The sequence below is a fragment of the Mixta calida genome (genome assembly GCF_002953215.1).
Classification (GTDB): Bacteria; Pseudomonadota; Gammaproteobacteria; order Enterobacterales; family Enterobacteriaceae; genus Mixta; species Mixta calida.
In genome coordinates this window covers 2,882,344-2,907,808 of record NZ_CP026378.1, presented here as the reverse complement: position 1 = coordinate 2,907,808, position 25,465 = coordinate 2,882,344, and the positions used below count along the sequence as shown (strand labels likewise).

The 25,465-nt window shown below is 60.2% G+C and carries 20 protein-coding genes and 1 riboswitch; of the genes, 4 read left to right on the top strand and 16 right to left on the bottom strand.

What is annotated here, in order from left to right:
• Positions 1–11 precede the first annotated feature (11 nt).
• Complete coding sequence (locus C2E16_RS13875; RefSeq protein WP_084971644.1) at positions 12–455, bottom strand: DcrB-related protein; 444 nt, start codon at positions 453–455, stop codon at positions 12–14.
• A gap of 79 nt (positions 456–534) precedes the next feature.
• On the bottom strand, positions 535–666 hold the full coding sequence (locus C2E16_RS21185) for a hypothetical protein (RefSeq protein WP_257152225.1): 132 nt from the start codon (positions 664–666) through the stop codon (positions 535–537).
• Positions 667–1,015: 349 nt separating this feature from the next.
• A riboswitch (TPP riboswitch) is annotated at positions 1,016–1,112 on the top strand.
• Positions 1,113–1,145: 33 nt separating this feature from the next.
• Here C2E16_RS21185 and thiM point away from each other — a divergent pair.
• From thiM to fbaB, 3 genes are all read left to right on the top strand, one after another.
• A complete protein-coding gene (gene thiM, locus C2E16_RS13865; protein ID WP_104951539.1) occupies positions 1,146–1,937 on the top strand; it encodes a hydroxyethylthiazole kinase in 792 nt (263 codons plus the stop codon).
• Entirely contained in the window at positions 1,934–2,731 is a 798-nt protein-coding gene (gene thiD / locus C2E16_RS13860; protein WP_038625251.1) for a bifunctional hydroxymethylpyrimidine kinase/phosphomethylpyrimidine kinase, read from the top strand. The genes thiM and thiD overlap by 4 nt, the downstream gene beginning before the upstream one ends.
• A 152-nt stretch (positions 2,732–2,883) precedes the next feature.
• Positions 2,884–3,936: a class I fructose-bisphosphate aldolase gene (gene fbaB / locus C2E16_RS13855; RefSeq protein ID WP_038625252.1), complete on the top strand. Its 1,053-nt coding sequence runs from the start codon at positions 2,884–2,886 to the stop codon at positions 3,934–3,936.
• 37 nt (positions 3,937–3,973) lie between these two features.
• Here fbaB and C2E16_RS13850 read toward each other — a convergent pair whose 3' ends face one another.
• The 13 genes from C2E16_RS13850 to C2E16_RS13790 all read right to left on the bottom strand — a co-directional run bounded on the left by C2E16_RS13850 (position 3,974) and on the right by C2E16_RS13790 (position 23,755).
• Complete coding sequence (locus C2E16_RS13850) at positions 3,974–4,660, bottom strand: GntR family transcriptional regulator (protein WP_038625253.1); 687 nt, start codon at positions 4,658–4,660, stop codon at positions 3,974–3,976.
• Between the two features lie 88 nt (positions 4,661–4,748).
• A complete protein-coding gene (locus tag C2E16_RS13845) occupies positions 4,749–6,221 on the bottom strand; it encodes a mannitol dehydrogenase family protein (RefSeq protein ID WP_084971138.1) in 1,473 nt (490 codons plus the stop codon).
• Positions 6,222–6,273: 52 nt separating this feature from the next.
• Positions 6,274–7,557, bottom strand: coding sequence for an MFS transporter (locus tag C2E16_RS13840; protein WP_084971136.1), 1,284 nt, complete (start codon positions 7,555–7,557; stop codon positions 6,274–6,276).
• A gap of 69 nt (positions 7,558–7,626) precedes the next feature.
• On the bottom strand, positions 7,627–8,637 hold the full coding sequence (locus tag C2E16_RS13835; protein WP_038625256.1) for a Zn-dependent oxidoreductase: 1,011 nt from the start codon (positions 8,635–8,637) through the stop codon (positions 7,627–7,629).
• A 10-nt stretch (positions 8,638–8,647) separates the two neighbouring features.
• The gene (gene manD, locus C2E16_RS13830; protein WP_084971134.1) at positions 8,648–9,862 is read right to left on the bottom strand and encodes a D-mannonate dehydratase ManD; all 1,215 of its coding nucleotides are present in this window, start codon (positions 9,860–9,862) and stop codon (positions 8,648–8,650) included.
• A 246-nt stretch (positions 9,863–10,108) separates the two neighbouring features.
• Positions 10,109–11,008 carry a lipid kinase YegS gene (gene yegS, locus C2E16_RS13825; protein WP_084971132.1) on the bottom strand — a complete coding sequence of 300 codons (900 nt, stop codon included), beginning with the start codon at positions 11,006–11,008 and terminating at the stop codon, positions 10,109–10,111.
• Positions 11,009–11,260: 252 nt separating this feature from the next.
• Positions 11,261–12,643, bottom strand: coding sequence for a prephenate-dependent tRNA uridine(34) hydroxylase TrhP (gene trhP, locus C2E16_RS13820; protein ID WP_038625259.1), 1,383 nt, complete (start codon positions 12,641–12,643; stop codon positions 11,261–11,263).
• Positions 12,644–12,756: 113 nt separating this feature from the next.
• The gene (gene baeR / locus C2E16_RS13815) at positions 12,757–13,461 is read right to left on the bottom strand and encodes an envelope stress response regulator BaeR (protein ID WP_104951538.1); all 705 of its coding nucleotides are present in this window, start codon (positions 13,459–13,461) and stop codon (positions 12,757–12,759) included.
• Positions 13,462–13,471: 10 nt separating this feature from the next.
• Complete coding sequence (baeS, locus tag C2E16_RS13810; RefSeq protein WP_038625261.1) at positions 13,472–14,854, bottom strand: envelope stress sensor histidine kinase BaeS; 1,383 nt, start codon at positions 14,852–14,854, stop codon at positions 13,472–13,474.
• Positions 14,854–16,266: a multidrug transporter subunit MdtD gene (gene mdtD / locus C2E16_RS13805; protein WP_084971130.1), complete on the bottom strand. Its 1,413-nt coding sequence runs from the start codon at positions 16,264–16,266 to the stop codon at positions 14,854–14,856. The genes baeS and mdtD overlap by 1 nt, the downstream gene beginning before the upstream one ends.
• Positions 16,267–16,317: 51 nt before the next feature.
• Complete coding sequence (gene mdtC / locus C2E16_RS13800) at positions 16,318–19,383, bottom strand: multidrug efflux RND transporter permease subunit MdtC (RefSeq protein WP_038625263.1); 3,066 nt, start codon at positions 19,381–19,383, stop codon at positions 16,318–16,320.
• The gene (locus tag C2E16_RS13795) at positions 19,380–22,502 is read right to left on the bottom strand and encodes an MdtB/MuxB family multidrug efflux RND transporter permease subunit (RefSeq protein WP_038625264.1); all 3,123 of its coding nucleotides are present in this window, start codon (positions 22,500–22,502) and stop codon (positions 19,380–19,382) included. The genes mdtC and C2E16_RS13795 overlap by 4 nt, the downstream gene beginning before the upstream one ends.
• Positions 22,502–23,755 (bottom strand): MdtA/MuxA family multidrug efflux RND transporter periplasmic adaptor subunit, encoded by a 1,254-nt coding sequence (locus C2E16_RS13790; protein ID WP_038625265.1) that lies wholly within the window; start codon positions 23,753–23,755, stop codon positions 22,502–22,504. Before C2E16_RS13790 ends, C2E16_RS13795 begins: the two co-directional genes overlap by 1 nt.
• A 297-nt stretch (positions 23,756–24,052) precedes the next feature.
• Between C2E16_RS13790 and C2E16_RS13785 the strand changes: the two genes are divergently transcribed.
• Positions 24,053–25,015 (top strand): aldo/keto reductase, encoded by a 963-nt coding sequence (locus C2E16_RS13785; RefSeq protein WP_104951537.1) that lies wholly within the window; start codon positions 24,053–24,055, stop codon positions 25,013–25,015.
• Between the two features lie 45 nt (positions 25,016–25,060).
• Here C2E16_RS13785 and C2E16_RS13780 read toward each other — a convergent pair whose 3' ends face one another.
• A complete protein-coding gene (locus C2E16_RS13780; protein WP_038625267.1) occupies positions 25,061–25,312 on the bottom strand; it encodes a hypothetical protein in 252 nt (83 codons plus the stop codon).
• Between the last annotated feature and the right edge of the window lie 153 nt (positions 25,313–25,465).

Sequence of the window (25,465 nt, the reverse complement as noted above, 5' to 3'; positions counted from 1 at the left end):
AACAATGTCCCTTAATTGTTAGTGTTAAATCTGAAACTTGCGAGGAGTGCCTGAAAGCACTGGCTGTCCGTATCCCGGATTTTTTCCATACGGGTCATGGTGAACACCAGAATATGGTTATCCGCTGTGTTAAATACCGCCTGCTGCTGAAAGATCCGTCTGTTGTCACGAAGGTAGCTGGCATGAAGACATTCACCGGGGATAAGATTCTCCCCCAGTACAGCAGCTTCACGCAGCGACAGCTTCCAGCCCTTCAGATGCTTATTCATCAGCGCTGTCTGGCGGTCAATATAGTCCGGCAGAGCCTCACCGTTACTGAGGGTATCGCGGGAGATGTTAAATGCGGGGGCGTTCTCGCCGGCAAGCGTAAAGACATTCACCGTGCGGTCCTGATACTGGTCAGGAAGCGTTATCCGGCCTTCGGTGAAAAGACAGACAGCGTGGCTTTCGGACATTAAGCAGATTCCTTTGCCTGAGAAAAGGTTAAGTCTGCCACAGGGTGTGGCGGCTGGCTATATGCACACCAGGTTTTCATTAACCCAAAAGCAGGACACAAAAAGACGGCCTTATAGAAAATAGCGGGTCAGCAATCATCTGAATCTCCACGGCTTCAACCGACTTAATCACGGCAATGATCTGATGCTCAGTAAAACGGGCGTTACGCATAGCGATCTCCTTCGTTGGCGTATGCCGAAAGATCTCTGAATGTAAATGGCACGCTTATGCGGGATACTGACAGCGCCTTGGCTATAAGTTCTGAATGGCTCGGTTTTTCCTCTTTCAGGACCCATTATTAAAGTGATTCTGTCTTAAATGCACGAGCAGCGACAACGACAATTAACAACAAATGAGGCTGGGGCAACCTGGCTTTTTTGTCTGTCGTTTACTGTTGGGCCACAGCCTTGAACACGGTGTAGAGCACATGCCGTTTTGAGGGGTTGTGTCTTTGACTTCCCGCTGGCATGATCCAGAACAGAGATTAACGGGACGTTAATCGCAATGTATTGATTTTTAGTTATTTGACTCGGGGTGCCCTTCTGCGTGAAGGCTGAGAAATACCCGTATTACCTGATCTGGATAATGCCAGCGTAGGGAAGTCAGATGCCTGTCCGGCATTGCCTTCTTGAGCGCCGGCCAGGAGACCTATGAAACAGCCTGACCTGCCTGATGCCGCGTTTACCGCGCGCTCCCTCTCTCTGTTCCGCCAGCGCGCGCCGCTGGTTCACTGCATGACCAACGATGTGGTTCAGACCTTTACCGCTAACGTATTGCTGGCGCTGCACGCCTCGCCGGCAATGGTCATTGATGCTGAAGAAGCGGCGCAGTTTAGCGCCGTTGCCGATGCGCTGCTGATTAACGTCGGCACCTTAACCCGTACGCGCGCCGACGCGATGCTGGCGGCGGCGCAGGAGGCCCGCAAAGCCGCCACGCCCTGGACGCTCGATCCGGTGGCGGTCGGCGCGCTGCGGCTGCGCACTGATTTTTGTCAGCGGCTGCTGACGCTGAAACCCGCCGCCATTCGCGGCAACGCCTCGGAAATTCTTGCGCTGTCGCTTCAGCAGAGCGGCGGACGCGGCGTTGATACGCAGCATCAGGCGGAAGAAGCGCTTTCCGCCGCTCAGCGGCTGGCGCAGCGCTGCGGCGCCATCGTAGTGGTGACCGGCGAAGTGGACTACGTCACCGACGGTGAACGCACGCTGAAAGTGCCGGGCGGATCGCCTTTGATGACGCGGGTGGTCGGCACCGGCTGTGCGCTATCGGCGGTAGTGGCGGGCTTTGCGGCGCTGCCGGGCGATCGGCTACAGCATATCGCCAGCGCCTGTGGCGTTATGGCGCGCGCAGGCGAGTTGGCGGCGGGCCGCGCACAGGGACCGGGCAGTTTTATTCCGGCGTTTCTCGATGCGCTGTGGAACCTGAATGCGGAGGCGCTGGCATGAGAATCAATGCATTAACTATCGCCGGCACCGATCCCAGCGGCGGGGCTGGCATTCAGGCCGATTTAAAAACCTTCTCCGCGCTGGGCGCGTACGGTGCCAGCGTCATTACCGCGCTGGTGGCGCAAAACACCTGCGGCGTACAGTCGGTTTATCGCATCGAACCGCAGTTTGTCGCCGCGCAGCTCGATTCGGTGCTGAGCGATCTGCGTATCGACAGCGTAAAAATCGGCATGCTGGCGGAGAGCGATATTGTCGAGGCGGTGGCAGAACGGCTCGGTCGCGCCGCGGTGCCCTGGGTCGTGCTGGATACGGTGATGCTGGCGAAAAGCGGCGATGCGCTGCTGTCGCCGCAGGCGGTGACGACGCTGCGCGAACGGCTGTTGCCACGGGTATCGCTGATTACACCCAACCTGCCGGAGGCGGCGGCGCTGCTGGAAACCGGGCACGCGCGCGACGAGCAGGAGATGAAACAGCAGGGCAGAGCGCTGCTGGCGCTGGGCTGCGAGGCGGTGCTGATTAAAGGGGGGCATCTCAGCGATGCCGAAAGCCCGGACTGGCTCTTTACGCGCCAGGGTGAGCAGCGCTTTACTGCGCCGCGCATCGCCACGCGCAATACCCACGGCACCGGCTGCACGCTTTCATCGGCGCTTGCCGCGTTGCGTCCGCGTCATGCCGACTGGGAAAGCACCATCGCGGCGGCCAAAGCCTGGCTCCAGGGCGCGTTGGCGCAGGCCGATACGTTGGAAGTCGGGAAAGGCATTGGGCCGGTGCACCATTTTTATCGCTGGTGGTAGGGCGTAACGCAACGTTTACCGGCGGAGATTTCTGAAAAATGGAGTCAGCAGTTTGCGTTAGCGGCTGAAAAGGGGCCAGTCTGTGCCGGGTCGTCGGGCGGCCCGACAACGGATCGGAGCATGCGATCCCCTTTAAACACTCAGGAGCTAACATGACGGACATCGTACAGTTATTGGGCAACGAAGCGGACAGCCTTCTGCAACATCGCTGCATGACCATTCCAGCGGACAGCCTTTATCTTCCGGGCGCGGATTATGTCGATCGGGTGATGATCGACAACAATCGTTCTCCTGCCGTGCTGCGCAATATGCAGACGCTTTACAATACCGGTCGCCTGGCGGGCACCGGCTACCTTTCTATCCTGCCGGTTGATCAGGGCGTGGAGCATTCCGCTGGCGCCTCTTTCGCCGCCAATCCGCTCTATTTCGATCCGAAGAATATCGTCGAACTGGCGCTGGAGGCGGGCTGTAACTGCGTCGCCTCAACCTACGGTGTGCTGGCGGCGGTGTCGCGCCGTTACGCCCATAAAATCCCATTTATGGTCAAGCTGAACCATAACGAAACGCTCAGCTACCCGGCGCAGTATGACCAGACGCTCTACGCCAGCGTGGAGCAGGCATTCAACCTGGGCGCCGTGGCCGTCGGCGCGACCATTTATTTCGGTTCCGAGCAGTCGCGTCGCCAGATTGAAGAGATCTCCGCCGCCTTTGAGCGCGCGCATGAGTTGGGCATGGTGACCGTGCTCTGGGCCTATCTGCGCAATAACGCGTTCAAGAAAGATGGCGTGGACTATCATGTCAGCGCCGATCTCTCTGGCCAGGCGAATCATCTGGCCGCCACCATCGGCGCGGATATCGTGAAGCAGAAAATGGCGGAAAATAACGGCGGCTATAACGTGCTGAAATTCGGTCATACCGACAAGCGCGTCTATGACACGCTGACCAGCGAGCATCCGATCGATCTGGTGCGCTATCAGCTGGCGAACTGTTATATGGGACGTGCCGGGCTGATCAATTCCGGCGGCGCCTCCGCAGGCGAAACCGATACCGCTGAATCGGTTCGCACCGCCGTGATCAATAAACGCGCTGGCGGCATGGGGCTGATTATGGGACGTAAGGCGTTTAAGAAGTCGATGCGTGATGGCGTGGCGCTGATCAATGCCGTCCAGGATGTTTATCTGTCGAAGAATATCACCATCGCCTGATGGTCAGCGGGACGATGCTGCGTCGTCCCGCCTCTCTTTACACCTGCTCAAACCATTCGCTGTTCTGCTCGGCGATGGGCGTAATGGAAAAAATCATCTCTTGCAGGTGGTGGCGCATCGCTTTTTCCGCACCGTCAGGATCGTGATTACGCAGGGTATGCAGAATTTCTTCATGCTGATCGATCAGGCTTTCCGGCGGCGATACCTTGCTGAGCGTTAGAAAACGCACCCGATCCATGGTGGCTTTGATATTCTCCACCGTCTCCCAGGCCAGTTCGCAGTTGATGCTCTGCGCGATCAGCCGATGAAACTCATCGTCCAGCTGCAGGAAGGCCTGCGCATCATGACGCTGCGCCGCCATTTTTTGTAGCTGCAGGTTATGCTCCAGCGCCATCAGCGCGGCGGGCGTCGCTTCCATGGCGGCGCGGCGCACCACGGCGATCTCTACCGCTTCGCGAATAAAGCGGCCGTCAGCCACCCGCTGAGCGGAAATTTTGCGTACAAAGGTGCCGCGCTGCGGCAGAATCTGCACCAAACCCGCTTCCGCCAGCTTAATAAACGCTTCGCGCACCGGCTGACGTGAAACATTAAAACGGCAGGAGACTTCTTTTTCCGACAGCAGCGAACCCGGTGGGATAATGCAGGTAACAATCTCCCGGCGCAAAAAACGGTAGATCTGCTGGTTAACCGGTTCGCTGGTGGTGATAGTGTAGGGTATCGACATGCGACAACTTCCTGGACTGGCTGGACGCGAAAGCTTTCAGTCTAAACAGCCCGTCAACTCCGCGCCAGCGCTTTCATTACAGGAATAATCAATAGCTTGTTATTACCCGTTTGACCGTTTCTTTCGCCCCATGCTGTTGCAGCAGTTGGTAAAAGTGCAGCACGCACGCGGTAAACTGCGCGTTTGCGGGCAGATCGTCGCCGAACACTTTTTGCAGCGAAAGCAGCGCGGCAATGCGCGCTTCGCCGTCGGCGCTTTCACTTACCCGCTGCGCCAGTGTCTCCTTCAGCGGATCGTTGATCTCAACAGGCGCGCCCTGTTCATCGACGCCGCCAACGTAGCGTATCCAGCCTGCCACGCCCAGCGCCAGCAGGTCGAACCGGCTGTTATGCGCCAGGTGCCAGCGGATGCTGTCCAGCCAGCGCTGCGGCAGTTTCTGCGTGCCGTCAGAGGCGATCTGCCAGGTGCGATGCTTGATGGCGCGGTTTTGATAACGGGCGATCAGCGAGTCCGCATAGGCGGTAAGATCGACATTCTGCGTGCGCAGGGTAGGCGCCTGTTCCGCCAGCATCAGCGTGCGCGCGGCGTGCAGGAAGTGCTCATCGGCCATGCAGTCGCTGATATGTTGATAACCCGCCAGATAGCCGAGATAGGCGAGAAACGAGTGGCTGCCGTTGAGCATGCGCAGTTTCATCTCTTCAAACGGCAGCACGTCCTGCACCAATTCCGCGCCAGCTTTTTCCCACGCCGGGCGTCCGTTGACGAAATTATCTTCGATCACCCACTGGAAAAAGGGTTCGCACTGCACGGCGACCGGATCGTAACAGCCGAGCGTTTCGCCGAGTTCGTCCAGCGCTTCCTGCGTCATGGCCGGTACGATGCGATCGACCATGGTGGAAGGGAAGGTCAGGTGGTGACGAATATAGTCCGCCAGCGCCGCATCGTGCTTTTCCGCCAGCTGCACCACAACATTGCGCGTAACGTGCCCGTTTTCCGGCATATTATCGCAGGACATCACGCTAAAGGGCGGCAGGCCGCGCTCGCGTCGACGCTTGACCGCGGCGAGGATCACGCCGGGCAGCGAGTGCGGCGCGTCAGGGTTGGCCAGGTCATGCTGAATCACCGGATGCTCAAGGTTGAGCTGGCCGTTGGCGGGATGATGGCAGTAGCCTTTTTCCGTTACGGTTATCGAAACAATCGCGATCTCCGGCTGGCTCATTGCCTCTATCACCGCCTCGATGCCGTCAGTACGCGCATCGACGGTATCGCAAATCACGCCGATCGCGCGTGATGTTTTGCCGCTGTCCGCCATCTCGGTAACGGTATAAAGACAATCCTGCTGGCGCAGGTTGCTGACCAGTTTACTGTTGCCCTGTAAATTGATTCCGCACTCGATATAGCCCCAGTCGCTCTGCTGTTCGCGCGCCAGGCGATCGGCGCATACCGCCTGATGAGCGCGGTGAAAGGCGCCGAAGCCGATATGCAGAATACGCGGGCGCAGCCGCGTGCGGTCGTAATCGGGAAGTGAAACGTCGTTGGCCAGTTTCTCGACGGATAGCATGCGAAAGTCCTTCTTACTTAATGTAAAAGGCGCGCCGGAGCGCGCCGGGAAATTAGACGGAAACAGGTTTGCTGCTGGCTTTCGGGCTTTTCACCACGAACAGCACCAGGAAAGCGCCAAGCGCGGCAATCACGCCGGCCAACACAAATGCGCTATCGAATTTGCCGGTATGCTGCACGATAAAGCCGGTGACGATCGGGCCGATAATCCCTGACACGCTGCCTACCAGATGAATAAAACCGCTGATCCCGCCAACGCGGCTCTTATGCACCACGTCCTGAATAATCGCCCAGTAGATAGCGCCGGTGATATAGAGGAAGAAGATCGAGATCGACATCAGCAGCACCGCAGACGTTACTCCTTCTACCGTACCGGCCAGCGCGACACAAAGGGCGGCGGCCAGTAACGCGACCACCAGCACAATTTTTCGCGACAGCAGCAGCCGGCCAGTGATGTTGAAAATCTTATCGGAGATCCAGCCGCCCAGCGCCAGGCCGACAAAGCCGACAATCCACGGGATCACGGTAGTCATGCTCATCGATTTGATATCCAGCCCGTGCGCCTGTACCAGATAGGCCGGAAACCAGCTCAGGAAGAAGAACAGAATGTAGTTGTAGCAGAAGAAGGCGAAGGCGGTGACCAGGATAATCGGCTGGCGCAGATAGTAGCCCAGTCCGTGCGAAGCCTGCGCCAGTTCAGGTTCATCGCCTGGCTGCGCCTCTTTCAATTTTTCGATTAGCGCGCGCTCTTCGTCGGAGACGCGTTTGCTGCGCGCCGGATTGTCAGCGGCGACAAAGAACCAGACGATCATCCAGACGATGCCGATAGAGCAGATAATGACAAATGCGGGACGCCAGCCGAATGCCAACGCCAGATAGCCGATAATCGGCCCGGCCACCGCGCCGCCGAGCGGCGATCCGGCGCTAAGAAAGCCCATGGCGGTCGCCGCCTGTTTTTTCGGGAACCAGCCGTTAATCTCCTTATTGGCCGAGGCGCAGATCGGTCCTTCCGCCATGCCGAACAGCACGCGCAGGATCAGCATCGACCAGAAACCGGTGGCGAGGGCGGTCAGCCCGCAGAACAGCGACCACATGCCTACGGCAATGCCCAGCACCAGCGTCGGGCCATATTTATCGGTCGCGAGGCCGCCGATAAAGTTAAACAGGGCGTAACCGAAGAAAAAGCTGCCGAAGATCATGCCGAACTGCTCGGCATTCAGCATCAGATCTTTTTCGATCATCGGCACCGTCAGCGAGAGGGCGACACGATCGAGGTAATTGATCATGTAGACCAGAAACAGTAGAAGTACGATGGTCCAGCGCAAGTTCTTGAACATGGTAACTCCGTAATCGTTTGATAATTATAATAATTAATGGAAGGGCGGCGCTGCCGCCCAACCCCTGGCTTATTCAATGGACAAAATGACTTTGCAACAGGTACGTGGGTCTTTCTCGAATAGCGTCATCGCTTGCTCGACCTGAGCCAGCGGGAAGTAGTGCGTGACCAGTTTTTCCGGCTGAATAGCGCCGCGCTCGATCCAGTCGATAACCTGCGAGAATCGGTGGCTGTTCAGGCGCGAGGTGAACAGCGACAGCTCTTTGCTGGTCAGGCTCTGCTGCGTCACGGTGCAGGGCTCGGCGGAGAAGCCCAACAGCCCGATGCGCGCCGCCGGAGAAGCAAGCGCCGCCGCTTCTGCCAGAATCGCAGGATGGCAGGCGGCGTCGATAATCAGCGTCGGCTGTACGCCTTCCAGCTGCGCGGCCAGCGGCACCTCGCTGTTATTAAAGACCGCGTCGGCGCCGCTTTGTTGCGCCAGCGCCAAACGTTCCGGCAGACGATCGACCACCAGCACCTGGCGTACGCCGTATACCCCTTTCAATACCTGAATCGCCGTCAGCCCCATCGGCCCGGCGCCGTAGATCAGCGCCACATCCTGCGCGGCAGGCTGCAAAAACGCAGTGATATTGGCCGCGATGGTGAACGGCTCAATCAGGCTGGCGAGCTTATCGGGGATGCTGTCCGGGACGCGATACGCATTGCTGGCCGGCGCCACGGCATATTCGCTGAAGCCGCCGTCGCGATGAACGCCGATCACCTGTAGTTCGCGGCAGACGTTGGGACGCCCGACGGAGCAGGGATAGCAGTGGCCGCAGCTCACCACCGGATCGACCGCCACGCGTTCGCCGATACGTCCGGCGTCAACGCCCGCGCCGACGGCGTCGATCACGCCGAAAAATTCATGGCCGATCACGCGCGGGTAGCGTGCGAACGGATTATGGCCGTGCCAGATATGCACGTCGGAGCCACAGATGCTGGCGTAGCGCACTTTTACCCGCACTTCGCCTGAGGCGGGTTCCGGCAGCGGACGCGTTTGTATACGCAGCTCGCCCGGTTGTTCAATGACAACGCTTTTCATGCTTGTCTCCTTACCAGTTCCACAACGTGCCGTCTTCAAGGCGCGCTACCGGCAGATAGGCTGATTCCCAGGGATATTTCGCCGCCAGTTTCTCGTCGAATTCGATGCCGAGGCCTGGCTTCTCGCCCGGATGCATATAGCCGTTATCGAAGCTCCAGCTATGGGGGAAAACCTCCAGCATCTGTTCGGAATAGCCCATATATTCCTGCACGCCGAAATTAGGCACCCACAGGTCGAAATGCAGCGCCGCCGCCATGCAAATTGGCGAGAGATCGGACGGGCCGTGCGAGCCGGTGCGCACCTGATAGAGCGAGGCGAAATCGGCGATGCGGCGCATGCCGGTAATGCCGCCTGCATGGGTGATGGTGGTGCGGATATAGTCGATCAGCTGTTCTTCAATCAGCTGTTTGCAGTCCCAGATGCTGTTAAAGACTTCGCCGACGGCGATCGGCGTGACGGTATGCTGGCGGATCAGGCGGAAGCACTCCTGATTCTCTGCTGGCGTCGGATCTTCCATCCAGAACAGGCGGTAATCTTCGATACGCTTGCCGAAGCGGGCGGCCTCGATTGGCGTCAGACGGTGGTGCATATCGTGCAGCAGATGCTCATCGAAGCCGAAGCGCTCGCGCACCGCTTCAAACAGCTTCGGCGTGAAATCGAGATATTTCTCTGTCGACCAGAGCTGTTCTTCCGGCCAGTCGCCTTTGGTGGCGGGCTCATACGCCAGGCCTTTGCCTTTCGACATGCCGTAGGTGGTTTTCATGCCCGGCACGCCGCACTGCACGCGGATCGCTTTAAAGCCCATCTCTTTATGGCGCGCATAGTCATCCAGCACTTCGTCGATAGTGCGGCCGGTGGTGTGACAGTAGACCATAACGCCGGTGCGCGAGGCGCCGCCCAGCAGCTGATAAAGCGGCATATTGGCCGCTTTGGCTTTGATATCCCACAGCGCCATATCCACGGCGGAGATAGCGGACATGGTGACCGGCCCGCGACGCCAGTAGGCGCCTTTATAGAAAAACTGCCAGATATCCTCGATCTGATGGGCGTCGCGGCCAATCAACTGCGGACAGATATGATCTTTCAGGTAGGAGGCGACCGGCAGTTCGCGCCCGTTAAGCGTGGCGTCGCCAATGCCGGTAAGGCCTTCATCCGTGGTGATTTTAAGCGTGACAAAATTCCTGCCGGGGCAGGTAACAAATACTTCGGCTTTAACAATCTTCATTTTTCGACCTTTATGGATTGCGACAGTGAATGCCTGAAATTTAAGCGTCGCCGTACTACCATACAAGTAAAGAAGGGCGAATGATCGATCGTGATCACACAGTTTTTACAAATTGCTGCGCGGTAATGCGCGACGAAAAGGCTTATTCACTGCGCGGCGCAGCATAAAAACGTGAGAGGGGGCAAACCGGCGGAGCAGAGAAAAGGCGAGGCGCCCGCCCTGGCAGAGCGGCGGGCGGGAGAACGATCAGGTTAACAGTGGGCACTGCGGCGGCAGACGACAGGCCAGCGCGCCGGGAAGGACTTCGATATGGAACCTGGTGCCGCTGAGCGGCTCGCCGTCCAGATTAAAGGTCATCTCGTTTGGGGATGTGATTGTCAGCGACGGCAGGGTCGCGGCGATGATATTCGGGTTCTGTTCGTCGCTGGTTATTGAGTGCAGCAGCGTAGAAAGCAGCTCTTGCGAGGTGACGACGCTTAAATCAAGCAGGCCGTCGTTGATCAGGGCGCGCGGGCAAAGACGCTGACCGCCGCCCGCCTGACGACCATTGCCGACGCCGATTGCCAGCGCATCGCCGGTCCAGGCGAAGTTGGGGCCGTTGATGGCGCAGCTGTCCGCCTTCAGCGTATCCATACGCATCAGTCCGTGAATAAAGTAGGAGACGCCGCCCAGCGCCGACTTCAGCTTTTCCGGCGTTTCGGTCGTGATGCGGGTGCCGAAGCCGCCGGTCGCCATATTGAGGAAGTAGCGCGTCTGATTCACGCACGCCAGGTCAATATTGACGGCTTCGCCGACGATTGCCAGCCGCAGCGCCGCTTCGGGATCTTCAGGAATGCCCGCGCTGGTGGCAAAATCGTTGGCGGTGCCGAGCGGCAGAATGCCCAGCACCGGACGTGCCGCCGCCGGGATTTTTACCAGCGCGTTCGCCAGTTCATTAATGGTTCCGTCGCCGCCGCCCGCCACGACCGTAGCGGCGTTGAGCTGTACCGCTTCCTGCAGATAACGTTCGCTGTCGCCCTGTTCCCAGGTGACGCGCACCGCGATCGGATGGCCTTCCTCACGCAGCGCAGAGATCGCTTCGCGCAGCGCCTCATTGCCGGCGCCTTTTCCATTCAGGATCACCAGTGTCAAAGCCTGTTTTTCCATGCTATTTCCCTTGGCAGCAAATTACGCAGTATCCCTGAGTTTATAGCACAGAAGCGGAAAAAAGCGGTGCGGGCGGGGGACGCTTTAAGAGCAGTACGCAAAGAAAAACCCGCACGGGGGAGCCGGGCGGGCGAAGGAGGTGGTTCCTGGTACAGACTGCTGTTTATTTTTGCTCGTTTTAGCAAGCGCGATGTTAACTGCAAACCGCGCCGGCTAATGTGATCGGATTCTAAGATCCGTAACGGCGGGAAATTAATTCGCTGCGATGCTTTTCGCCTCGCCGTGCGGATTGCGCGTGGTGGTGCCGTTCAGGTTGCGCATCAGCAGAGCGAATTGAATATCAAGATCCGCCGGCACGGGCAGCCAGACGATATGTCCATTGCCCGGCGCCACCTCGACCGGCTGGCCTTTGTTATTCTCCAGCGCCGTCAGGGTGAAATGCAGATTCCCCGCCGGGGTCATCAGCTCAAGGCTGTCGTCTAGGGCGAATTTGTTTTTCACTTCCACCTGCGCCAGCTCGCCGCGTCGTTCGCCGGTAAACTCGCCGACAAACTGCTGGCGATCGGACACGGAATAGCCGTAGTCGTAGTTCTGATAGCTGTCGTGAGTATGGCGGCGCAGGAAGCCTTCGGTATAGCCGCGGTGCGCCAGCCCTTCCAGCGTCTCCAGCAGCGTCGGGTCGAACGGTTTCCCGGCAGCGGCGTCGTCAATCGCGCGGCGGTAGACCTGCGCGGTGCGCGCGCAGTAATAGAAGGATTTGGTGCGGCCTTCGATCTTCAGCGAATGCACGCCCATGCGCGTCAGACGCTCAACGTGCGCCACGGCGCGCAGATCTTTGGAGTTCATGATGTAGGTGCCGTGTTCATCCTCGAAGGCGGTCATATATTCGCCGGGACGCATCGCCTCTTCGATCATAAACACCTTGTCGGTCGGCTGACCGGCGCCGAGCGTCGGCGTCACGTCCTGTACCGGAATCGGTTCATGCTGATGAACGATATTGCCGATCTCATCCTCTTTGCCTTCCTGCACCTTATACTCCCAGCGGCAGGCATTGGTGCAGGTGCCCTGATTGGGGTCGCGCTTGTTAATGTAGCCGGAAAGCAGGCAGCGACCGGAATAGGCCATGCAGAGCGCGCCGTGGACGAAAACCTCCAGCTCCATCTCCGGCACCTGCTGACGAATTTCTTCAATCTCCTCCAGCGACAGCTCGCGCGACAGGATCACGCGCGTCAGCCCCATCTGCTGCCAGAACTTCACCGTCGCCCAGTTGACCGCGTTGGCCTGCACCGACAGGTGAATCGGCATCTGCGGGAACGCCTCGCGCACCATCATAATCAGGCCGGGATCGGACATAATCAGCGCGTCCGGCTGCATATCGATCACCGGCTGCAAATCGCGGATAAAGGTTTTCAGCTTGGCGTTATGCGGCGCGATATTCACCACCACATAAAACTTTTTGCCCAGCGCATGCGCTTCCTGGATGCCCAGCGCCAGGTTCTGATGGTTGAATTCATTGTTGCGCACGCGCAGGCTGTAGCGTGGCTGACCGGCGTATACAGCGTCTGCGCCGTAGGCGAAGGCGTAACGCATATTCTTCAGCGTGCCGGCCGGGGAAAGGAGTTCCGGTTTAAACATAGCGTTCTCAGTCTGATGTCAGGTCAGATATTGCGGACGGGCGACGTCAGAAAAATTGACGGCCCGTTAAAGGTGAAGAATTCTAAGCCGCTGAACCCATGATGTAAATTGCGCTAGATCAAACGACACAGATCCGCTTCCCAGCGGTAGCCCATCCCGTAGACCGCGCGGATAAAGGGTTGATCGGCATCCAGCGCCTCCAGCTTGCGCCGCAGGTTTTTAATATGGCTGTCGATGGTGCGGTCGGTTACCACGCGGTAATCGTCATAGAGATGGTTGAGCAGCTGCTCGCGTGAAAAGACTTTGCCCGGCTCCTGCGCCAGGGTTTTCAGCAGGCGAAACTCCGCGGGCGTAAGATCGAGCGTTTTGCCGTCCCAGCTCGCCTGAAAGCGCGCTTCGTCGATCACCAGCGGCGACGGCGCAGCGTTCTCCTCCGGCGTGCGGCGGCAGCGGCGCAGGATGGTTTTCACCCGCGCCACCACCTCGCGTGGGCTGAACGGTTTGCAGATATAGTCGTCCGCGCCGATCTCCAGCCCCAGCAGACGATCGATCTCCTCGATTTTGGCGGTCACCATAATCACCGGCAGATCGGAAAAGCGTCGCAGCTCGCGGCAGACGGAGAGGCCGTCCAGTCCGGGCAGCATCAGATCCAGCAGCATCAAATCGGGCGGCGTCTGCTGAATAAAGGCGATCGCCTCATCGCCGCGCGCCAGATGGTGTGTACGGTAGTTGGCCGCCTGCAGATAATCAATCATCAGTTGAGCGATCTTCGGCTCATCTTCCACTATCAGAATCAACGGATGGGTAAATTCATTCATCGCTGGCTATTCACAGTTTATCGTGCGGCAATTCTACCCTGATTTGCAGTCCACCTAAATCAGAGTGATCCGCAGACATCGCGCCGCCATGCGCTTCGACAATATTACGGCAGATCGCCAGACCCAGCCCGGAGCCGCCGCTGGCGCGATTGCGCGAGCCTTCGGAGCGCCAGAAGCGTTCGAAAATCTTTTCGCGCTGCGCGTCCGCCACGCCCGGCGCGGAATCGTCAATCAGCAGGCGCCAGCCTGAGGCGGTGGCGTGCAGCGCCAGGCTCACCGTGCCGTCGCGATCGGTATAGCGCAGGCTGTTCTCCAGCAGGTTGGTGAACAGCTGAATCAGCCGGTCAGGGTCGCCGAAAAAGGGCGCCTGCTCCGGCAGCGCCAGCCGCAGCGTCAGCCCATGACTGGCGTAGCGCGCGCGGAAGTTGCCGGCGACCAACTCCAGCAGCGCCGCCAGGTCGGTTGGGCTTTTACGGTAGGCGAGCGCGCCTTCGTCCGACAGCGACAGCTGGTGCAGGTCGTCCACCAGCTTGGTAAGGGTGGCGACCTCCATCAGCAGCGAGCTGACCGCCTCCGGCGTCAGCTTGCGTACGCCGTCCTGCATCGCCTCCAGTTCGCCGCGCAGGATCGCCAGCGGCGTGCGCAGCTCATGGGAGATATCCGCCATAAAGGCGCGGCGCATGCTCTCATTCTTTTCCAGCGAGCTGGCGAGACGGTTAAAGTCCTGCGCCAGCCGTCCCAGCTCATCGTTGCTGCTGACCGCCACCCGGCTGGTGAAGTGCCCGGCGGCGAGCTGGTGCGTGCCCGCCACCAGCCGCTTCACCGGCGCCAGCAGGCCGCGCGACATCAGCCAGGTGACCGCCGCCGCCAGCAGCGTCGACAGCCCGACGATCAGCCAGCTGGTGCGCCGCTGTTGCCGATCGAAATTAATGTCGGCGCTGCGCGTCAGACGCTCCGGCGGCGAGCCGATGACCCAGCCAACCACATGGCCGCTGTCGGTGGTGATGGTATGGCGAATGCCCTCCGGCGGCACCGGCGAATGCGGGCCGACCAGCACGCGATAGCGCTGATCGATAATCCAGAACTGGGTGCGCCAGCCGTGCGGCGGCAGATGCGTATTGGCATCGGGGTTCTGCTCAAGCGAACGCAGGATCGAAAACATCAGCCGGTTGTTGTTGCGTAAAAACGCCCAGCTGCCGTGCTGCTGATACTGATCCGCCAGCGCCTCGCTCAGCAGCGTCAGCCGCTGCTCGTTGCCGCGTTTGATGTAGTCGATAAAACCATGCTCGAAGCTGAGGCGCACGCCCCAGTGCATAGTGATCAGCACCAGCATGCAGGTAGAAAAAATGGCGCAAAACAGTTTCGCGCTGATGCCAAAACGCAGTCTCTCCATTAACGTGACGATCTCCCACGGCCCAGCGCCGCATTTTTACTGAACTGTTTCGGCACGCGCCAGAACACCAGCGCGGGCAGCGCGATTACCAGCGCCACGCAAAGCCAGGTATAGATAAAGGTTTCATGCGCCATCTCGCTGTCGGCTGCGGCATGATGGCCGAAGGCGCCCAACAGCAAACCGGCGAGCGTGACGCCGATACTCATCGCCAGCTGCATAATCATCGACAGCAGGCTGTTGCCGCTGGAGGCGAGGTTATCCGGCAGCTCCTTCAGCGTCAGGGTATTCATCGACGAGAAGCGGATGGCGTTGACCATACCTTGTAAAAACAGCACCACCGGCAGCGCCCAGACCCAGCCCATCAGCGCCACCAGCGGAAACAGCAGCACCACGACCGCCAGCGCCAGCGTCGAACCGACCAGCACGTTGCGATAGCCGAAGCGGTTGACGATCTGCACCACAATCCGCTTCATGCCCATATTGCCCAGCACCATCGGGATCATCATCAGCCCGGCATGAAACGGACTGTAGCCCAGCCCAAGCTGTAAAAACAGCGGCGTCATAAAGGGCAGCATGCCGCTGCCGATGCGGCCGGTCAGGCTGCCCAGCAGGCCGATGGAATAGGTGCGGTTGTCGAACAGATTCAGGCTGAACAGCGCGTTATCGTTGTTGCGCGCGTGCATCAGGTAGAACAGCAGTGAAAAAACCCCGGCGAGGATCAGCAGCCCCAGCGCCAGCGGCGAGCTGCCGGAGCCGTGCTGGCCGTCAAGCGCCAGCGTCAGCGTCGCCATGCCCGCCGCCAGTAGCAGAAAGCCGGAAAAGTCGAAGCGGCGCGTCTGTAATGAATAGTTCGGCATCAGCGTCATCGTGGCTATCGCGCCGAGAACGCCGACCGGCAGGTTGATGAGGAAGATCCAGTGCCAGCTGGCGTATTCCACCAGCACCCCGCCCAGCGCCGGGCCGACCAGCGGACCGATCTGGCCCGGCAGCGTGACGAACGTCATCGCCGCCATATACTGCTCGCGCGGCACAATCTTCATTACCGTCAGGCGGCCCACCGGTACCAGCATCGCGCCGCCGAACCCCTGTAGCACGCGCGCCAGCACCAGCTGATCCAGCGATCCGGCCAGCGCGCAGAACAGCGAGCCGAGGCTGAACAGCACGATGGCGGTAAAGAAGATGTTGCGCACGCCGAAGCGGTCCGCCAGCCAGCCGCTGAGCGGCAGCGTGACGGCGACGGTGAGCACGTAGGAGACGACCACCGAATGCATTTGCAGCGGGTCGACGCCTAAATCGCGCGCCATCGAGGGCAGGGCGGTATTAACGATGGTGGTGTCCAGCGTCTGCATAAAAAAGCCGACGGCGACGATCCATAACTGCCAGCGTACCGATGCGGATTGTGCTTGCTTCATAATTCGCCTCTGTTGCGCGTCGAACGACCGGGCCGTTCGGCCCGGCGGCGGTTAGCCGGTGACCGTCAGCGGCTGTTTGCGTCGACGCAGCTTATCCATATAGAGATAGACCACCGGCGTGGTGTAGAGCGTTAACAGCTGGCTCATCACCAGACCGCCGACAATGGTGATCCCCAGCGGTTGCCTGAGCTCCGCGCCGTCGCCGCTGGTTAACACCAGCGGCAGCGCCCCCAGCAGCGCGGCCAGCGTGGTCATCAGGATCGGGCGGAAGCGCAGCAGCGACGCCTGAAATATCGCGTCCCGCGCGCTCAGGCCGCCGTTGCGTTGCGCCTCAAGCGCGAAATCCACCATCATAATGGCGTTTTTCTTCACGATGCCGATCAGCAACATGATGCCGATCAGCGCGATCAGGCTGAACGGCGCGCCAAACCCCTCCAGCGCCAGCAGCGCCCCGACGCCCGCCGAAGGCAGGGTTGACAGAATGGTCAGCGGATGCACATAGCTTTCATATAATATCCCCAACACAATATAGACCGTGGCGATGGCTGCGATTATCAGCCAGAGCTGGCTGTTTTGCGTCTCCTTGAACACCTGCGCGGTGCCCGCGAAACTGCCGCGCACGCTGGCGGGCACGCCGAGCTGTGTCATGGTGCGCTCGATGGTCTCCGACGCCTGCGACAGCGACACCCCTTCCGGCAGGTTGAAGGCGATGGTCGAGGCGGCGGACAGCCCCTGATGGTTCACCGACAGCGGCGCGTTTGCGGGCTGCCAGCGGGCGAACCAGGAGAGCGGGATCGCCTTGCCGTCGTCGTTGACGACAAACATCTGGTCGAGAGCGCCGATATCCTGGGTGTAACGCGGGTCTACCTCCATCACCACTTTGTACTGGTTCAGCGGCTGATAGATGGTGGAGACCTGACGCTGGCCGAAGGCGTTGTTCAGCAGGGCGTTGGCGTCCGACACGTCAATGCCCAGCCGCGCCATGCTTTCGCGATCGTAAATCAGCGCCATTTCCGCGCCTTTGTCCTGTTGATCGGAACTGACGTCGGTCAACTCCGGCAGCTTGCTGAACGCCTGACGGATTTTCGGCTCCCATTCGCGCAGATCGCTCAGGCTGTCCGACAGCAGCGTGTACTGGTAGCTGGCGTTGGCTTCACGTCCGCCGACGCGAATATCCTGCACCGCCATCAGGAACAGGCTGGCGCCCGGCTCTTTCGCCAGTTTGGCGCGCAGGCGGGCGATAATCTGCTGCGCGCTCTCCTGACGTTCGGATAGCGGCTTCAACGAGATAAACATCGAACCGCTGTTGGTGCGCGATCCGCCGGTAAAGCCGGTGACGTTGTCCACCGCCGGATCTTCGCGAATGATTTTCATAAAGTCCGCCAGCTTGCCGCGCATCGCCTGGAAAGAGATGCTCTGGTCGGCGGAGATAAAGCCCATCAGCCGGCCGGTATCCTGTTCCGGGAAAAAGGTTTTCGGAATGGTGATGTAGAGATAAACCGTCAGGCCGATGGTGGCCAGCAGCACCAGCAGCGTCCAGCGCGCCCGCGCCAGCACCCATTGCAACGAACGGCCATAGCCGCTTTGCAGGCCCAGCAGCAGCCGGTTGAAATTGAAACGTTTCGGCTTCTCCTCGCGCTTCTCCTTCAGCAGCCAGGCGCACATCATCGGCGTCAGCGTCAGGGAGATCACCAGCGAGATCATAATCGCCACCGACAGGGTGACGGCGAACTCGCGGAACAGGCGTCCCACCAGGCCGCCCATCAGCAGCAGCGGAATAAACACCGCCACCAGCGAGACGCTCATCGACAATACGGTAAAGCCGACTTCGCGTACCCCCTGCAACGCCGCCTGCAACGGCTTCATTCCCGCTTCAATATGGCGGGAAATATTTTCCAGCACCACGATGGCGTCATCCACCACGAAGCCGGTGGCGATGGTCAGCGCCATCAGCGACAGGTTATTCAGGCTAAAGCCGCACAGATACATGGCGGCGAAGGTGCCGATCAGCGATACCGGCACCGCCACCGCCGGAATCAGCGTGGCGCGGCCGGAGCGCAGAAAGAGAAACACCACCAGAATCACCAGCGCGACGGCGATCACCAGCGACTGCTCCACCTCCTCCAGCGAGGCGCGGATGGTCGGAGAGCGATCCTGCGCGATCGCCAGGCTGACGGCGGTGGGGATCATCTCGCGCAGTTCCGGCATCTCCGCGCGGATGCGGTCCACGGTCTGAATCACGTTGGCGTCGGCGGTTTTACGGATTACCAGCAGCACCGCCGGTTTGGCATTGGTCATCCCGGCGTTGCGCACATCCTGCACCGAATCGGTCACCGTGGCGACATCCTGTAGCCGCACTGCCGCGCCGTTGTTGTAGTGCACCACCAGCGGCTGATACTCGGCGGCGGTTTTCAGCTCGTCGTTGGTTTTCAACTGCCAGCGCTGGTTGCCGTTCTCCACCGCGCCCTGCGGACGACGCACGTTGGCGTCGGCGATCGCCGCGCGCACCGCGTCGAGCGACACGCCCTGATTAAACAGCGCCTGCGGATTGAGCTGTACGCGCACCGCGGGCAGCGAGCTGCCGCCGACGGTGACGTCGCCGACGCCTTCGATCTGCGACAGCTTCTGCGCCAGCTGCGTCGAGGCGTAGTCGTAAAGCTGGCCCGGCGTCCAGTCCTCCGAGGTCAGCGTCATAATCATGATCGGCGCGTCGGAGGGGTTGGCCTTACGCCAGCTTGGGCGGCTCGGCATTCCGCTCGGCAGCAGGCTCTGCGCCGCGTTGATCGCCGCCTGCACGTCGCGCGCCGCGCCGTTAATGTCGCGGTCGTAGTCAAACACCATAATGATGCGCGTGCTGCCCAGCGAGCTGGTGGAGGTCATTTCGCTGACCCCGGCGATGCGGCCCAGCGAGCGCTCCAGCGGCGTCGCCACTGACGACGCCATCGTCTCCGGCGAGGCGCCCGGCAGCGAGGCGCTGACCATGATTACCGGAAAATCGACCTGCGGCAGCGGCGCCACCGGCAGCAGGCGAAAACCGAGAATGCCGACCAGCGCAATCGCCAGCGTCAGCAGGCAGGTGGCCACGGGACGCCAGATAAACAGCGCGAAAAACTTCACGAACGCGCCTCCCCACGTTGCAGACGACGGCGCGCGTAGTGCGCAAGACGATCGAACAGCAGGTAGATCACCGGCGTGGTGAACAGCGTCAGCACCTGACTGAGGATCAGGCCGCCGACCATCGCGATGCCGAGCGGACGCCGCAGCTCCGCGCCGACGCCGGTGCTGATCATCAACGGCAGCGCGCCCAGCAGCGCCGCCAGCGTCGTCATCAGAATCGGGCGGAAGCGCAGCAGGCAGGCCTGATAGATCGCTTCATAAGGCGATTTGCCCTGTTCGCGCTCGGCGGCGAGAGCGAAGTCGATCATCATAATGGCGTTTTTCTTCACGATGCCGATCAGCAGAATAATGCCGATAATGGCGATCACATCCAGTTCGTGTCCGCTGAGCATCAGCGCCAGCAACGCGCCGACGCCCGCCGTCGGCAGCGTCGAAAGAATGGTGATGGGATGGATAAAGCTCTCATACAGCACGCCCAGCACGATATACATCGCCACGATCGCCGCGACGATCAGCCACACCGTGCTGCCCAGCGCCGCCTGAAACGCCAGCGTGCTGCCCTGGAAACGGGTCATTATCTCCGACGGCATCGCCAGATCTTTCTCCGCTTCGCCGATCGCCTTCACCGCTTCGCCCAGCGAGTAGCCCTCGTTGAGGTTGAACGAGAAGGTGGTGGAGGGGAACTGATCGAGGTGATTCACCGCCAGCGCGCCGTAGCGCTGCTCCACCTGCGCCACGGTGCTGAGCGGCACCGCGCCGCCGTCGCTGGTGGCGATGCGGATATCGTTCAGCGCCGCCAGCCCCGGCGACTGACGGGTATCCTGCTCCAGCACCACGCGATACTGGTTGGCCTGCGTATAAATCGTCGAAATCAGGCGCTGGCCGAAGGCGTTATAGAGCGCGTTATCGATATCGCTCATGCTGATGCCAAGGCGGCTGGCGCTGTCGCGATCGACCTTCACGTATGCCTCCAGCCCTTTGTCCTGCCAGTCGCTGCTGACATCCTTCAGCTGCGGCAACGTGCGCAGACGCGCCAGCAGCTGCGGCACCCACTCGCTGAGCGAATCCAGCGAGCCGGTTTGCAAAGTGAACTGATATTGCGTGCGGCTCAGCTGGGTGTCGATAGTAAGATCCTGCACCGGCTGTAGCCAGAGCGTGACGCCAGGCAGCCGCGCTACCGCGCTTTGCAGACGCGCCACCACCGCCGGGATACGGTCGTCGCGCTCATCCAGCGGCTTGAGGTTGATCTGCACGCGGGCGCTGTTGAGCGCCGGATTGGTGCCGTCGACGCCGACAAACGAGGTGACGCTCTGCACCGCCGGGTCGCGTTCAATAATCGAGGCGACGTCGCGCGTGCGCTGCGCCATGCTGGCGTAAGAGACGCTCTGCGGCGCCTGCAGGGTGCCCTGAATGATGCCGTTATCCTGCACCGGGAAGAAGCCTTTCGGGATCAATACCCACAGCAGCACCGTCAGCACCAGCGTCGCCAGCGCCACGCCCAACGTTATCCACGGATGGTTCAGCACGCGCTTCAGCAAACGGCCATAGAGGGCGATAATGCGATCGAACATCGCTTCGCTGGCGCGCGAGAAGCGGTTCTGTTTCCTCAGCGATTCCGCGCTCAGCATGCGCGCGCACATCATCGGCGTCAGCGTCAGCGAGACCACGGCGGAGATCAGGATCGCTACCGCAAGCGTCACGGCGAACTCGCGGAACAGGCGGCCAACGATATCCCCCATAAACAGCAGCGGGATCAGCACCGCAATCAGCGAGAAGGTGAGGGAGATAATGGTAAAGCCGATCTCGCCCGCGCCTTTCAGCGTCGCCGCCAGCGGCTTTTCGCCCTGTTCGATATAGCGGGAGATATTTTCGATCACCACGATGGCGTCATCCACCACGAAGCCGGTGGCTATGGTCAACGCCATCAGCGTCAGGTTATTGATCGAAAAGCCGAGCAGATAGAGCACCGCAAAGGTGCCGATCAGCGACAGCGGCACCGCCACGGCGGGAATAATGGTGGCGGGCACGTTGCGCAGAAACAGATAGATAATCATCACCACCAGCGCGATCGCCAGTATCAGCTCCAGCTGCACGTCATGCACCGAGGCGCGGATATTGGTGGTGCGGTCGGAAAGCAGCTTTACGTCCACCGATTTGGGCAGTGAGGCGGTCAGCTCAGGCAGCAGGCTGCGGATATTGTCTGCGGTGGCGATAATGTTGGCGCCCGGCTGACGCTGCACGTTGAGCACAATCGCCTGCTGGCGGTTGGCCCAGGCGCCGAGCCAGCTGTTCTCCGCGCCCTGTTCCACGGTGGCGACGTCGCCAAGCCGCACCGGAGCGTTATTGCGATAAGCGACGATCAGCTGGCGATAATCTTCCGCCGACTGCATTTGATCGTTCGCCGAAAGAGTAATGGCGCGCTCCGGCCCATCCAGGCTGCCTTTCGCCGAGTTGACGTTGGCGTTGGCGATGGCGGTACGCACCGTTTCGCTGTCGAGACCGAGCGAGGCGAGCGCCTGCGCGTTCATTTTCACCCGCACCGCCGGACGCTGGCCGCCGGAGAGGGTCACCAGACCGACGCCGCTGACCTGAGAAATTTTCTGCGCGATGCGGGTTTCCACCATATCCTGCACCTGCGTCATCGGCATGCTGGTGGAGGTCACCGCCAGCGTCATGATCGGCGGATCGGCCGGGTTTACCTTGCTGTAGACCGGCGGGTTCGGCAGATCGCTCGGCAGCAGGTTGGTGGCGGAGTTAATCGCCGCCTGCACTTCCTGCTCCGCCACATCGAGCGGCAGCGTCAGCTGGAACTGCAACGTCACCACCGACGCGCCGCCGGAGCTTTGCGACGACATCTGTTGCAGCCCGGACATCTGACCGAACTGACGCTCCAGCGGCGCGGTGATCGCCGAGGTCACCACATCGGGACTGGCGCCGGGATAGAGCGTCACCACCTGAATCGTGGGGTAGTCCACTTCCGGCAGCGCGGAGACCGGCAGGAAGCGATAGCCGAGGATACCGGCCAGCAGAATCGCCACCATCAACAGCGTGGTGGCCACTGGACGCAGAATAAAGTGACGGGACGGGCCGCCGGTGGCGACAGGAGGCATCACCTGCATCAACCGCGATCTCCTTTAGCGTGACTGCCTTTTGCCGGCTGGGTCGCTTTTTCGCTGGCAAGCGGCGTTGACTGCGGCGCCACCACTTCCACCGTCGCGCCTTCCGTCAGGCGATCGAGACCGTCGGTCACCACGCGCTCGCCCGCGTCCAGTCCGGCGCTGATCACCACTTTTTGGCTATCCTGCAGGCCCGGCGTCACGCTTTTTTTGCTGACCTTATTGTCGCTGTTCACTACCCAGACGAAATTGCCTTCGTTGCCCATCTGCAGAGCGGCGGTCGGGATCACCACCGCGTCGTGCAGCGTGTTGACCTTAAGACGCGCGTTAACAAACTGATTGGGGAACAGGCGGTCATCTTCATTGCTGAAGCGCGCTTTGAGTTTGATGGTGCCGGTCGTCGTATCGATCTGGTTGTCCAGGCTCAGCAGTTCGCCCTGCGTCAGCAGCGTGCTGTTGCTGCGATCCCAGGCTTCCACCCGCAGCGGCTGACCTGCCTTTTGCGCCTGAATAATCGCCTGGATGGTGTTTTCCGGCAGGCTGAACAGCACGTCGATCGGGTGCGTTTGCGTCAGCACCACCAGCCCGGTGGTGTCGCCGCTGGAAATATAGTTGCCGATATCTACCTGCTTCAGGCCGGCCCGTCCATCTATCGGCGCGGTGATGCGGCTGTAGCTCAGGTTGAGTTCGGCGCTGGCGACGCTGCCTTCGTCCGCCTTAATGGTGCCGAGCGTTTCGCTCACCAGTGAACGCTGTGTATCCAGCTCCTGCTGCGAAACCAGGTTGGTTTTCGCCAGTTTTTCATAGCGCGCCAGATCGCGCCGGGCGTTGGCGAGGGTCGCTTTATCGCGCGCCAGTTGTCCCTGCGCCTGGGTGAGCGCGACCTGAAAAGGACGTGGATCGATCTCCGCCAGCAGCTGGCCCGCCTTAACCTGTTGTCCTTCCTGAAAATGGATCGCCATCAGTTGTCCGTCGACGCGGCTGCGCACCGTAACGGTATTGGCGGCGGTGACGGTGCCCAGCCCGGAAAAGTATTGCGGCACGCTCTGTGTCTCTGCGGTGGCCGCCTGCACCGGCGCCAGCGGCATATTGCGTCGGCCGCCTTTGCCGCGCTGCTGCGTCTGACCGCCCGCGTTTTGCCCGTTTTCAGCGCCGCCGTCGCTGCCGCGCGGCCACAGGAAGTAGCCAGCGACGGCGACCAGCGCGATAAGGATCAGCAGCAAAATTTTTTTCGAAGTACGGCGTGAGGCATTCATTGCGGTTTATTGCTCTCCGGCAGTGTAGTCAAAGGTCCTGGCGGGTCGTCAAGGCCACGGCCCGCAAAGGTGACCAGTTTAGTCATTAAATAAGATAAAAAAATGGAGGAATTAAGAATTACTGTAAGGTCGCCGTAAGGCTGGCGTAAGTATCCGCCATCCGGCGCGATGAGACAAATTTGCGTGGCCAGTCATTTCCTTTACGCATAAGCTGCGCCAGAAAACGACAAAGCAGAAGCCGGGTTGTTTGCTACGCTCATCAACAGGTTGGCAATATATTAATTAAGGAGAACAATGATGAGTCAGATTGAAACCCGTCAGTTGGGTCGCAGCGGCATCGAAGTACCGGCGCTTACCTTTGGCGGCAACGTGTTTGGCTGGACTGTCGATCAGAACGCCTCTTTTACTCTGCTGGATGCGCTGGTAGAAAAAGGGCTGTGGTTCATCGATACCGCTGATGTGTATTCCCGCTGGGCGCCGGGCAATCAGGGTGGCGAATCAGAAACCATCATTGGCAACTGGCTGAAAAAAACCGGCAAGCGCGACAAGATCGTTCTGGCGACCAAGGTGGGTATGGAGATGTCGCCGGAAAAAACCGGCCTCTCCGCGAAATATATCCGTCAGGCGGTTGAGGATTCTCTGCGTCGTCTGCAAACCGACTATATCGATCTTTACCAGGCGCATCGCGACGATGAGCAGACGCCGCTGGAGGAGACGCTGAAGGCGTTCGATGATCTGATTCGCGCAGGGAAGGTGCGTGCGATCGGCGCCTCTAACTATTCAGCGGCCCGCCTGACGGAAGCGCTGAAGGTCAGCGAGCAGAATAATCTGGCGCGCTATGAAACGTTGCAGCCGGAATATAACCTCTACGATCGCCAGGAGTATGAAAGCGGGCTGGCGCAGGTGGCGCAGGAGAACGGTCTGGGCGTGATTAACTACTACTCGCTGGCCAGCGGCTTCCTGAGCGGCAAATACCGTCGGCCGGAAGACGCCAGCAAGAGCGCGCGCGGTCAGGGCGTGGTGGAAAAATATCTCAATGAGCGCGGGCTGCGCATCCTGCAGGCGCTGGACGAGACCGCTCAGGCGCGCAACGTCACGCCGGCTCAGGTGGCGCTTGCCTGGCAGATCGCCCGTCCCGATATTACCGCGCCGATCGTCAGCGCAACCTCGCTGGAACAGGTGGATGAGCTGGTGAAAGCGGCGACGCTGCGGCTGAATCTTGATGAAATCGACAAGCTGGCGCAGGCCAGCCGTTACTGAGGACGGCGGTAAAAAAATGCGCCTGCGGGCGCATTTTTTATGGCGTTAGCGCGGAAACCGCGACGGCGCGCGCGCCGTACGATAACGTTCGACGCAGAAACAGAGCATTCCCAGCGCGCCGCCGACCATCAGCAGCACCAGCATCGCGGGCGTGGGTTCGCTGTAATAAAAGCGCCAGACCGAGGCGCCAAGCGTGATGACCGCCAGGCAAATCATCATGCCGGTGTAACGCCAGAGCAGAACCAGCAGCAGCGCAATAGCCAGAAGCTGTTGAAAATTAAGACCCCACAGGCTCACGACAGGTTATCTCTTCGCTAAGACAAGAGACAAAATGCTACCACGCGCCGGGAAAGAAAAAGCGTTAAATGTGGTAAAGCATCGGGCGCGACGGCGATGGTTGCGCCCTGAACGATGAAAGCGCGCTGAACAGTGCGGAGAGGAGATGGGTCA